Origin of the sequence: Flavobacterium endophyticum (assembly GCF_003634455.1) — a bacterium.
In the GTDB taxonomy this organism is placed as follows: Bacteria; Bacteroidota; Bacteroidia; order Flavobacteriales; family Flavobacteriaceae; genus Flavobacterium; species Flavobacterium endophyticum.
This window is the reverse complement of the sequence record NZ_RBLC01000004.1, coordinates 72,721-85,003: the sequence shown is the minus strand read 5'-3', so window position 1 is coordinate 85,003 and position 12,283 is coordinate 72,721. Positions and strand designations below refer to the sequence as shown.

8 protein-coding genes are annotated in these 12,283 nt (G+C 37.4%); 5 read left to right on the top strand and 3 right to left on the bottom strand.

All coding sequences use genetic code 11. The features are described 5' to 3' along the window. Positions 1 to 6 precede the first annotated feature (6 nt). Positions 7 to 1,185: an acetyl-CoA C-acyltransferase gene (locus tag CLV94_RS13475; RefSeq protein WP_121377026.1), complete on the top strand. Its 1,179-nt coding sequence runs from the start codon at positions 7 to 9 to the stop codon at positions 1,183 to 1,185. A 100-nt stretch (positions 1,186 to 1,285) separates the two neighbouring features. Beyond that, complete coding sequence (locus tag CLV94_RS13470) at positions 1,286 to 2,047, top strand: C40 family peptidase (protein WP_121377025.1); 762 nt, start codon at positions 1,286 to 1,288, stop codon at positions 2,045 to 2,047. Positions 2,048 to 2,099: 52 nt separating this feature from the next. On the opposite strand, the gene CLV94_RS13465 is transcribed toward CLV94_RS13470, so the two are convergent. Both CLV94_RS13465 and gyrA read right to left on the bottom strand, forming a co-directional pair. Next, positions 2,100 to 3,374, bottom strand: a complete 1,275-nt coding sequence (locus tag CLV94_RS13465; RefSeq protein ID WP_121377024.1) for a tetratricopeptide repeat protein — start codon at positions 3,372 to 3,374, stop codon at positions 2,100 to 2,102. A 24-nt stretch (positions 3,375 to 3,398) separates the two neighbouring features. Then, entirely contained in the window at positions 3,399 to 5,939 is a 2,541-nt protein-coding gene (gene gyrA / locus CLV94_RS13460; RefSeq protein WP_121377023.1) for a DNA gyrase subunit A, read from the bottom strand. Between the two features lie 261 nt (positions 5,940 to 6,200). Here gyrA and CLV94_RS13455 point away from each other — a divergent pair, with 261 nt between their 5' ends. From CLV94_RS13455 to CLV94_RS13445, 3 genes are all read left to right on the top strand, one after another. Continuing rightward, a complete protein-coding gene (locus CLV94_RS13455) occupies positions 6,201 to 8,747 on the top strand; it encodes an ATP-dependent Clp protease ATP-binding subunit (protein ID WP_121377022.1) in 2,547 nt (848 codons plus the stop codon). A gap of 90 nt (positions 8,748 to 8,837) precedes the next feature. Continuing rightward, positions 8,838 to 10,208: a 30S ribosomal protein S6--L-glutamate ligase gene (gene rimK, locus CLV94_RS13450; RefSeq protein ID WP_121377021.1), complete on the top strand. Its 1,371-nt coding sequence runs from the start codon at positions 8,838 to 8,840 to the stop codon at positions 10,206 to 10,208. Further along, on the top strand, positions 10,208 to 10,723 hold the full coding sequence (locus CLV94_RS13445; RefSeq protein ID WP_121377020.1) for a DUF421 domain-containing protein: 516 nt from the start codon (positions 10,208 to 10,210) through the stop codon (positions 10,721 to 10,723). Before rimK ends, CLV94_RS13445 begins: the two co-directional genes overlap by 1 nt. A gap of 47 nt (positions 10,724 to 10,770) precedes the next feature. Here CLV94_RS13445 and hutH read toward each other — a convergent pair whose 3' ends face one another. After that, the gene (gene hutH / locus CLV94_RS13440; RefSeq protein ID WP_121377019.1) at positions 10,771 to 12,279 is read right to left on the bottom strand and encodes a histidine ammonia-lyase; all 1,509 of its coding nucleotides are present in this window, start codon (positions 12,277 to 12,279) and stop codon (positions 10,771 to 10,773) included. Positions 12,280 to 12,283 lie beyond the last annotated feature (4 nt).

The following is a 12,283-nucleotide window of genomic DNA, read 5'->3' as shown; positions in this document are numbered from 1 at the left end:
ACAATTATGAATAAAAAAGTTGTAATCGTATCTGCTGCCAGAACCCCGATTGGAAGTTTCATGGGAGCTCTTTCAACTATTAGTGCTCCTCAACTTGGAGCTGTTGCAATCAAAGGCGCTTTAGACAAAATAAATCTAGACCCAAAACTTGTTGATGAAGTTTATATGGGTAACGTTGTACAAGCGGGTGTTGGACAAGCTCCAGCGCGCCAGGCGGCACTATTTGCGGGATTGCCTAATACAGTTATTGCTACAACTGTAAATAAAGTATGTGCTTCAGGAATGAAAGCAGTTATGATGGGCGCTCAAGCTATTATTAGCGGTGATGCAGAAATTATTGTAGCTGGTGGAATGGAAAACATGAGCTTGATTCCACATTATGTTCACTTGAGAAACGGATACAAATTTGGTCCAGCTTCTATGGTTGATGGAATGCAGAAAGATGGCTTGACAGATGCTTATGACCATAATGCCATGGGTGTTTGCGCCGATTTATGTGCTACTGAGTATAAAATTTCAAGAGAAGAACAAGATAATTTTGCAATCCAATCGTATGAGCGTTCTGCAAAAGCTTGGGAAGCAGGAAAATTTGACAATGAAGTTGTTCCAGTTCCTGTGCCTCAAAGAAAAGGTGATCCGATCATGGTAACCAAAGATGAAGAATATACTAATGTTAAGTTAGATAAAATACCAACCCTAAATGCTGTTTTCACAAAAGACGGAACTGTAACTGCCGCTAACGCCTCTACAATCAATGATGGTGCTGGAGCTGTTGTCTTGATGAGTGAAGAAAAAGCGAAATCTTTAGGATTAACGCCATTGGCTTATATTAAAAGTTACGCTGATGCAGCACAAGAACCAAAATGGTTTACTACTGCACCGGCAAAAGCATTGCCTAAAGCATTAGACAAAGCAGGAATTACGATCCAAGACGTAGATTTCTTCGAATTTAATGAAGCTTTTTCTGTTGTAGGACTGGCAAATGCTAAAATCCTTGGATTAGAGAATGATAAAGTAAACGTTAATGGTGGTGCTGTTTCCCTTGGGCATCCTCTAGGATGTTCTGGCGTTAGAATTATCATTACATTGCTAAATGTATTGGAGCAAAATAATGCTAAAATTGGTGCTGCTGCAATCTGCAACGGCGGCGGCGGTGCTTCTGCTATAGTGATTGAGAGAGCTTAAGAAAAAAGCACAATTATATTCTATAATGATGGATTTTGGATTTAAATGATTTCGTATCTTTAAAATCCGAAATTCATCATTTAATTTAAAGCAAACCCTAATGTTTGGAATTTGTAATTTAGCCATTATACCTTTAAGATTTGAACCTAGCGACAGAAGCGAAATTGTATCCCAAGTGCTTTTTGGCGAACATTTTAGGATTTTGGAAAAAAACAAGCAATGGTCAAAAATTCAGCTACATTATGATGATTATGAAGGCTGGGTAGACGAAAAACAATTCCAGGCTATTTCTGAATCTGATTACAATTTGTTATGCAATGATGCTATAATACTTAATGCTGACCTGATTGAATATGTAAATTCTCCTAATAATTTATTGATGCCTATTCCACTTGGAGCATCGCTCTCCTTTCTCAGCAATGCCGGAATCAATAAAGGCAATCTTGATTTTGAGGGAATGAAAATTAGCGGTATCAAACCGAAAAATAACTTGATTAATACTGCGTTTATGTATCTCAACGCTCCCTATCTTTGGGGCGGAAAGACGCCTTTTGGAATTGACTGTTCTGGACTAACGCAGATGGTTTATAAATTAAACGGATACAAGCTTATGCGGGATGCCTCTCAACAAGCAACTCAAGGTGAGGCCCTAAGTTTTATTGAAGAAAGCGAACCTGGAGATTTGGCTTTTTTTGATAATGAAGAAGGGAAAATTATTCATGTAGGAATCATAATGGATGATAATTATATCATCCACGCTAGCGGCAAAGTCAGGATTGACAGGCTGGATCATCTAGGAATTTATAATGCGGAAACCAATAGACATACTCACAAACTGAGAGTCATCAAAAAAATAATATAAAAAAAACCGAAGTTTAATACTTCGGTTTTTTTATTCTTGTTGCTATCTCAAATTAATTATTTTTCGCGGCTTTCAGTGCTTTAGCTTCTGAAGTCATTTCCAAATAATTGTATACGTTAAGTAATGTTTTATAAACATCCTCATTCTTTGGATTTAGCTTATTTGCTTTTTCTAAGTATGGCAAGGTGCTTTTAAAAATTTCCTCTCTTTTTGCTTTTAATACTTCATATCTCTTATTGTCTTTTTGCGAAGTGCCTAATTTGTTTATTTCTTCAACAATTGCAGTGTCGCTTTCTAATTTGAGTACAGAAAGATTTAAATAAGCATCGACATAATTCGGATCTAACTCAATGGTTTTTTTGTAATATTTTTCAGCTTCAGCATTTTCTTTAGCTTGAGCCGAAAGAACACCAAGATTGTAAAACAAAACTGGATCGGTTGGGTTTTTTTCAATAATTTCTCCAACTAACTTTTTATAGTTAGCAACATCATTACTTTTTAAATACAAATCCGCTTGAGTCATTGTAAGGGAAATATCATCAGGATTCGCTGCTCTTGCATCAGTAAGAGCCTTTTTAGCTGCATCAACATCACCTTTGTTGTTGTAGATCAAGGCGATATTTCTGTAAATCTCTCCTCTTTTTGATGGTTCTTTTTCTGTTTTTGGCGCTTCATGCGTTCCAAGTTTTACCATCTTGTCTCTTTCAGCCGCAGTCTTAAAGTTTTGGTATTCACCATTAGCTTTACTTTTAGCTGAATAGATTGTTGCTTTTCCAGAGTAGTTTATTTTTTTTAGCTCGTCATAGTATTTAAGAGCAGTGTCATACTCTTGACCGTTTACGGCACTTGACGCAGCATAATAAAGATAAAGCGTATCTTTTTTGTCTAACAAATAAGTTTCATATAGCTTCTCTGCTCCTTCTTTAAATCTTTTTTGCTTATTATCGTCAATTGCCATATTGATTAATTGATTTTTCACTTTTGCAAGTGACGCTTCAGCTTCTTTTGTATATTTTGACTTTTTAGAAGCCTGTTCTGTAGCAATCAGTTGATTGTATGATTTTGCTGCTTGTACAAGATTATTGCCTTCATCGACTCTTTTCCCGGCAAGGCCTAGGTAAGCATTTCCTTTTAGGAAATAAAATTGCGCTTTTTGAGACTCGTCAGCATTAGAAATAAGGCTTTCTGCTTTCTCTAATGATGTTTTTGCTTCAGCAGGATTTCCATTTTTCAAGGCTTTTTCTGCAGCCTTCATCTCGTCTTTTTGAGCAAAGGACATGCCCGAAATTAGAAAAGCTGATGCCAGCAATAGATATTTACTTTTCATATTTTTCAATTTTTAGGTTATGGTTTATTCTTCAGTGTTTTCTGTTTCTTCGGCTACATCTCCGTCAGCAGATGTTTCAAGAGTGCTGTCTCCTTCTACATCGTCTACTATTTCTTCTATAGCCTCTTCTTCACGAATAACTTTTGTTACTGCCGCAATAGAGTCATTTCCTTTAATATTGATTAATCTAACGCCTTGAGTCGCTCTACCCATAACACGCAGGTCAGAAACCTCCATACGAATAGTCAATCCAGACTTATTAATGATCATCAAATCATCAGCATCAGTAACGTTGTTTATAGAAATCAGTTCTCCCGTCTTATCAGTAATACTTAGTGTCTTCACACCTTTACCACCTCTATTCGTGATTCTATAGTCATCTAAAGAAGAACGTTTTCCGTAACCGTTTTCAGAAACCACCAAGATTTCGCTTTCCATATCATTTACAGAAACCATACCAATAACTTCATCTTTGTCGTCTCTTAGTGTAATTCCTCGAACTCCAGAAGCACTTCTTCCCATCGGACGGGTTTTTCCTTCTTCAAAACGAACCAACTTACCAGACTTTACAGCAATCAAGATTTGGCTTTCACCATTTGTCAATTTTGCTTCTAGCAACTCATCGTCTTCTTTAATCGTAATTGCGGCAATACCGTTTACTCTTGGGCGAGAATATTGCTCTAATAAAGTTTTCTTCACCTGACCTTGTTTTGTAGCCATAATTACATAATGTGAATTGATGTAGTCTTGGTTTTTCAAATCTTGTGTACAGATAAAAGCTTTTACTTTATCATCATTCTCAATGTTGATAAGGTTTTGGATTGCTCTTCCTTTGGATGTTTTTGTTCCTTCAGGAATTTCATAGACTCTCATCCAGAAACATTTTCCTTTTTGAGTAAAGAACATCATGTATTGGTGGTTGGTAGCTACGAAAAGATGCTCTAAGAAATCTTGATCTCTTGTTGCCACTCCTTTTTGGCCTACTCCTCCTCTATTTTGTGTCTTGTATTCAGAAAGATTGGTTCTTTTGATATAACCAGCATGGGAAATGGTAATGACCACATTTTCATCAGCAATCAAATCTTCAATACTAACATCACCGCCTGCGTATTCAATTGTAGAACGACGGGCATCGCCGTATTTCTCTTTGATTTCAGTTAATTCTTCTTTGATAAGCGCCATTCTCAAGTCTTTGCTTGCTAATAATTCTTTCAAATGCGTAATCAACTTCATAATTTCTTCGTATTCTGCACGCAATTTGTCTTGCTCAAGACCTGTAAGCTGTCTCAAACGCATTTCGACAATTGCTTTTGCCTGGATTTCAGAAAGGTTGAATCTTTCGATTAATTTTTCCTTAGCCTGGTCAGTATTGCTTGAAGAACGAATTAATTGGATTACTTCGTCAATATTGTCAGAAGCAATAATCAATCCTTCTAAGATATGTGCTCTTTCTTCTGCTTTACGCAATTCGTATTGAGCCCTGCGAACTACAACTTCGTGACGGTGCTCTACAAAATGGTGGATCAAATCTTTCAAGTTCAGCATCTGCGGCCTTCCGTTCACCAGCGCAATGTTGTTTACGCTGAAAGAAGACTGCAGTTGCGTGAATTTATAAAGCGTATTCAATACCACATTCGGTACTGCATCACGCTTTAAGATATAAACGATACGCATTCCGTTTCTATCCGATTCGTCACGGATATTTGAAATGCCTTCAATTTTCTTTTCATTTACCAAGTCAGCTGTCTTTTTGATCATGTCTGCCTTATTGACTTGGTACGGAATTTCAGTCACAACGATACATTCTCTTCCATCAACTTCTTCGAAGCCGACTTTAGCACGCATCACGATTCTTCCTCTTCCTGTCTTGAACGCTTCACGAACGCCTTCATATCCATAAATAATCCCTCCAGTTGGAAAATCCGGAGCTTTGATATGATTCATCAGTTCGTCAATCTCGATATCATTATTGTCGATGTACGCCAAAGTTCCATCAACAACTTCTGTCAGGTTGTGCGGTGCCATATTGGTTGCCATACCTACAGCAATACCAGAAGCACCATTTATTAATAAAGTAGGGACTTTTGTAGGCATGACCTTTGGTTCTTCCAAAGTATCATCAAAGTTCAATTGAAAATCAACTGTCTCTTTGTCAATATCTGCCATTATTTCCTCTGCAATCTTGCGCATTCTAGCTTCCGTATAACGCATCGCTGCAGGACTGTCGCCATCTACAGAACCAAAGTTACCTTGGCCGTCTACTAAAAGGTAGCGCAAACTCCATTCTTGAGCCATACGGACCATCGCATCATAAACCGATGTATCGCCGTGTGGGTGATATTTTCCTAAAACTTCTCCAACAATTCTTGCGGATTTTTTGTGTGCTCTATTAGAAAAAACTCCTAATTCATACATACCATAAAGTACTCTTCTATGTACGGGTTTCAAACCATCTCTAACATCAGGAAGCGCTCTGGAAACAATTACCGACATCGAATAATCGATGTAAGATGATTTCATTTCGTCTTCAATGTTAATAGGAATCAACTTTTCTCCTTCAGACATAAGTATTTATATTAAAAAATTAAATTTGTTTCAAAACGTGCCAATATACGCATTTCAGAACTTTTTCATCGCATTTTTTAACACTAATTTCAGTGATTTATCAACATAAAAAAGCTACTTTGTAGTTGATAAATAAATTTTCAGATATTTTTTTATTTCTGAGTATTTTTTTGTCACTTAGCTGTCAGTACTTATGTCAGGGTATGATTTTTGTATTTACTCAACAAATTCACTAAATTTACAAGACCAATATTTTATATTATGGATGATAATTTTTCACCAAGAGTAAAAGATGTAATCACTTACAGTAAAGAAGAGGCGCTCCGTTTGGGCCATGACTTTATTGGAACGGAACATCTAATGTTGGGGATATTAAGAGATGGTAACGGTAAAGCAATAAATATACTGAATAATTTATCAATAGATTTAGAGCATTTGCGCAGAAAAGTCGAAATATTAAGCCCTGCAAACCCTAATGTTGAAGCCAGTAATGAAAAAAAGAACCTTCATTTGACCCGTCAGGCGGAAAGAGCCTTGAAGACGACTTATCTTGAAGCTAAAGTTTTCCAGAGCCCTTCTATTAGTACCGCACACCTATTATTGTGCATTTTGAGAAACGAAAATGATCCCACAACCAAGCTGCTGAATAAGATGAAAATCGACTATGACGTAGCTAAAGAACAATACTTGAATATGACACCAAACAGCGAAGAAGAATTTTTGAATGACTTGCCAAAAAACGAATCTTACAATGATGATTCAGGACAAGATGACAGCTTAAAAGAAGGTGCTTTCAATACGCCGGCGAGCAAATCCAACAAAAAATCAAAAACCCCGGTTCTTGATAATTTTGGACGTGATTTGACCGAAATGGCAGAAGAAGGAAAACTAGATCCTGTTGTTGGACGTGAGAAAGAAATCGAGCGTGTTTCGCAGATTTTAAGCCGTAGAAAAAAGAACAACCCTCTTTTGATTGGAGAGCCTGGAGTTGGTAAATCTGCAATTGCAGAAGGACTTGCTTTGAGAATCATCCAAAAGAAAGTATCTCGTATATTATTCAACAAACGCGTCGTAACACTTGACCTGGCTAGCTTAGTTGCCGGAACAAAATACCGCGGTCAGTTTGAAGAACGTATGAAAGCCGTAATGAACGAACTTGAGAAGAATGACGATATTATTCTTTTTATTGATGAGATTCATACTATTGTAGGTGCTGGCGGTGCTACAGGATCGCTTGATGCTTCTAATATGTTTAAGCCAGCTTTGGCAAGAGGCGAAATCCAATGCATTGGAGCTACTACGCTTGACGAATACCGTCAATATATCGAGAAAGATGGCGCTTTAGAAAGACGTTTCCAAAAAGTTATCGTTGAACCGACTTCTGTTGCAGAAACGATTACGATTTTGAATAACATCAAAAACAAATACGAAGATCACCATAACGTAACTTATACAGATGAAGCTATCGAAGCTTGCGTTAAGTTGACTGACAGATATATGTCAGAGCGTTTTCTTCCGGACAAAGCGATTGATGCTTTAGATGAAGCGGGTTCTCGTGTCCACATTACAAACATTGATGTTCCAAAACAAATTTTGGATTTAGAGCGTCAGTTGGAAGAAGTGCGAGAATTGAAAAATACTGTTGTCAAAAAGCAGAAATATGAAGAAGCTGCCAAGCTTCGCGATGATGAAAAACGTATCGAAAAAGATTTGGCAATTGCCCAAGAACAATGGGAGGAAGATTCTAAAAATAACCGTATCCAAGTAACCGAAGATAATGTTGCTGATGTTGTTTCTATGATGTCTGGAATTCCTGTAAACCGAATTGCTCAGACTGAAAGCAATAAATTAGCTAAATTACCAGAACTTATTGAAAATAAGGTAATTGGACAAAAAGAAGCAGTGCTAAAAATTGCTCGTTCTATCCAAAGAAATCGTGCGGGATTGAAAGATCCTAACCGTCCGATTGGTTCTTTTATTTTCTTAGGACAGACAGGTGTCGGTAAAACACAATTAGCTAAAGTCTTGGCTAAAGAATTGTTTGATTCTGAAGATGCTTTGGTTCGCATTGATATGAGCGAATACATGGAGAAATTCGCGATTTCTAGATTAGTTGGAGCGCCTCCAGGATACGTTGGTTATGAAGAAGGCGGTCAATTGACAGAAAAAGTGCGTAGAAAACCATATTGTGTTGTACTTCTAGATGAGATCGAAAAAGCACATCCTGATGTTTTCAACATGATGCTTCAAGTTTTAGACGATGGATTCTTAACGGACAGCTTAGGTCGCAAAATCGATTTTAAAAATACGATCATCATCATGACATCAAATGTCGGTGCGCGTCAATTAAAGGATTTCGGACAAGGCGTTGGTTTTGGAACTGCCGCTAAAATTTCTCAAACCGATGAGAACTCTAAGAGTATTATTGAAAATGCTTTGAAAAAAGCTTTCGCTCCAGAATTCTTGAACAGAATTGACGACGTTATCGTATTCAATGCTCTTGAAAAGGAACATATCGATTTGATTATCGAAATCGAATTGAAAAAACTATATGCAAGAATCGCTGAATTAGGCTATAACCTAGAATTGTCTGACAAAGCCAAGGCGTTTATTGCTGAGAAAGGTTTCGACAAACAATTCGGGGCTAGACCTTTGAAAAGAGCGATTCAGAAATATGTTGAAGATGCGCTTGCAGAAGAGATTATCACTTCTAAAATAAGCAGCGGCGACCTAATCTTTATGGATTTGGACGACACTTCTCAAGAACTTACTGTTGAAGTCAAAAAAGCTGAAAAACCTACTAATTAAGTAGGTTTCTTTTTATAATAATTACGGAAATTTATTATTTCATTCTAAAATAAGTAGTACTTTAGTTTATTGTTTCAATCAATATTTACTATGTCCGCAAATAAAGTTATCCTTGGAAGCGAAGAATGGTGCTCGTTTCCAGAACTAGGAATTCCTACCATTAAAGCCCGCGTTGATTCTGGCGCAAAAACTTCTGCCCTTCATGCAGTTAACATCGCTCCTTTTGTTAAAGATGGCGAAAACTGGGTAAAGTTTGATATCAACCCGATCCAGAACAATCTGAAGACGATTATTCATTGCGAGGCACCTTTGGTTGACAAACGAATTGTAAAAAGCTCCAGCGGATTCCGCGAACAGCGCTATGTCATCCGTACAACCTTAGATTTCGGAGAGAATAAATGGCCTATTGAAATGACTTTGACCAATAGAGACTCCATGGGTTTTCGTATGCTTTTGGGTCGTGAAGCCATGAGCGGACGTGTCTTGGTCGATCCGGAACAAAAATATTTATTGGGACAGCCTTCCAGCGAAACATTAAAAGAGCTCTATCACAATTCTGAAAAAGCAAAGACAGGCCTTAAAATAGGACTTCTGGCTAGCAATCCAGAATTATATTCGAACAAAAGAATCATGGAAGCGGGCGAAATGCGAGGCCATGAAATGCATTTCCTAAATATTAAGGAATGTTACATGAAGTTAGATGCGACTAAGCCAGAAATTCATTATCGCGGCGGAAAAATATTAAGTGATTTTGATGCCGTAATTCCTAGGATTCGTCCAAGCATTACTTTCTATGGTTGTGCTCTGACACGCCAATTTGAGGCGATGAAAGTTTTCTGTTTAAATTCCGCTTCTGCAATTACGCAATCGCGCGATAAGCTATATTCGTTGCAATTATTGCTTAATCATGGCGTTGATATTCCGACCACAGGATTTGCTAATTCGCCTTTAGATACCGACGATTTGATTAAAATGGTTGGCGGTTCTCCCCTAATCGTAAAATTATTAGAAGGAACGCAAGGAAAAGGTGTCGTTTTGGCAGAAACCAAAAAAGCGGCAGAAAGTGTTATCAATGCTTTTAAAAGCTTAAATGCAAATATATTAGTTCAAGAATTCATCAAAGAAGCCAACGGTAAAGATATTCGCTGTTTCGTAATTGACGGAAAAGTAGTGGCTGCCATTCAAAGAGAGGCTTTGCCAGGAGAATTCAGGGCAAATATTCACCTTGGAGGTACTGCTTCGATTATCAAAGTAACTTCAGAAGAGAAAAGAATCGCTATCAAAGCTGCTAAGGCAATGAACCTAAAAGTTGCTGGCGTCGATATTATTCGTTCTTCAAAAGGTCCGCTTTTGTTGGAAGTAAATTCCTCTCCAGGATTAGAAGGTATTGAAGGAGCTACCAATAAAGATATTGCCGGAGAAATGATCAAAGCGATTGAGAAAAACTTCAAGTGGAAATAATGAATCCCTACCTTGACATAATACTGAGAAGCATCGCCGTATATTTTTTTATGGTTATCGCCTTGAGGGTTTTCGGGAAAAAAGAATTATCGCAGTTAAATACAGCCGATGTCATCTTGATTTTGCTCATCAGCAACTCCGTCCAAAATGCAATGGTCGGAAGCGATACTTCGCTTTGGGGCGGACTTATAGCGGCAGGCGCTTTATTCCTAGTAAATTTTATACTGAAAAAGTTGATGTTCCGCTACAAAGGATTAAATAATTTATTGCAGCAAAAACCAGAAATATTAGTCCACAACGGAAAGATTGATTTTAAAACCTTAGCTCGACTGGATATTACTTCTGAAGAATTGACCGAAGCGATGCACGAACACGGAGTTGAATATTATAAAGATGTAAAGCTGGCGATTTTAGAAATTGACGGAAACATCAGTATTATCTCTGGTAATGAAAATTTGAAACAGACGCATTACAAGAGAAAAAGAAACCATAAATCCTTAAACGGAATAGATTAAAAATAAAAAAGTTGGCTTAAGCCAACTTTTTTTATAATGCTATGTTTTTAGTTTTGAGCACTTTCATCTATCTGGAAGCTTTTTAAAAATGCGATAGTTTTTTCGATATCATAATGCAAGATACGATCTTCACTAACTAAAGGCACTTCCTCTCTGTAGGTTTTCAGGAACATTTCGATAAAATCGCTTGATTTTAAAGGCTCTCTGAAGTGAATTGCTTGCGAAGCATTCATCAATTCTATAGCTAAAATTCGCTCCAGATTGTCCATGATTCGTAATGCTTTTGTTGCTCCGTTGGCTCCCATGCTCACATGATCTTCCTGCCCGTTTGATGAAACAATACTATCAATGCTTGCAGGAGTTGCTAGCTGCTTATTTTGGCTTACGATACTGGCCGCAGTATATTGCGGAATCATAAATCCTGAATTCAAGCCTGGATTATCAACTAAAAAGGCTGGCAAGCCTCTCAAGCCAGAAATTAATTGATAGGTTCTTCTTTCAGAAATGCTTCCTAGTTCAGCCAAAGCAATAGACAAGAAATCTAAAGCTAAAGCCAATGGCTGCCCGTGGAAATTACCTCCTGAAATGATCTGGTCGCTTTCTATAAAAACATTCGGATTATCAGTAACCGAATTGATTTCTGTCTTAAATACTTTCTTCACATAATCAATTGCATCTTTCGAAGCACCATGTACTTGTGGAATACAACGGAAAGAATATGGGTCTTGTACGTGTTGTTTCTTTTGGGTAATGATTTCGCTTCCTTCTAGAAAATCAGCCACTCTTTTTGCAGTAACAATTTGTCCTTTGTGTGGACGGATAAAATGAATCAATTCATTAAAAGGCTCGATTCTTCCATCAAAACCTTCTAGAGAAATGGTTCCTATTAAATCTGCCAGATAAGAATACTTTGCTGCTTTGATCAAAATATGCGCACCATATGCATTCATAAACTGTGTTCCGTTTAGCAATGCCAGACCTTCTTTCGATTTTAACTGAATCGGACTCCATCCAAAATGATTCAAGACATCGATAGCATTGTGCTTTTTATCATTAAAATACACTTCCCCTTCCCCTATCAAAGGCAGAGAAAGATGAGCCAAAGGCGCTAAATCTCCCGAAGCTCCTAGCGAGCCTAGTTCGTAAACAATAGGAAAAACATCATTGTTGTAAAAATCAATCAAGCGTTCTACAGTTTCCAATTGTACGCCAGAATAACCGTAACTCAATGATTGGATTTTCAGCAAAAGCATCATTTTTACGATTTCTCTTGGAACCTCCTCTCCTGTCCCGCAGGCATGAGATTTCATTAGGTTTTCCTGTAGTTTGGTAAGATTTTCGTTTGAAATTTTTATGTTGTATAAAGAACCGAAACCGGTATTGATTCCATAAATCGGCTCTTCATGAGATTCCATCTTTTTGTCAAGATATTCGCGGCATTTCTGGATATTGACTTTTGCTTCTTCAGACAAGGCCAATGTCTTATTATGGTTAATAATCTCGTCTAAATTTTCTATAGAAAGTAACTCTGCGCTTATATAATGTGTATTGTCCATTTTA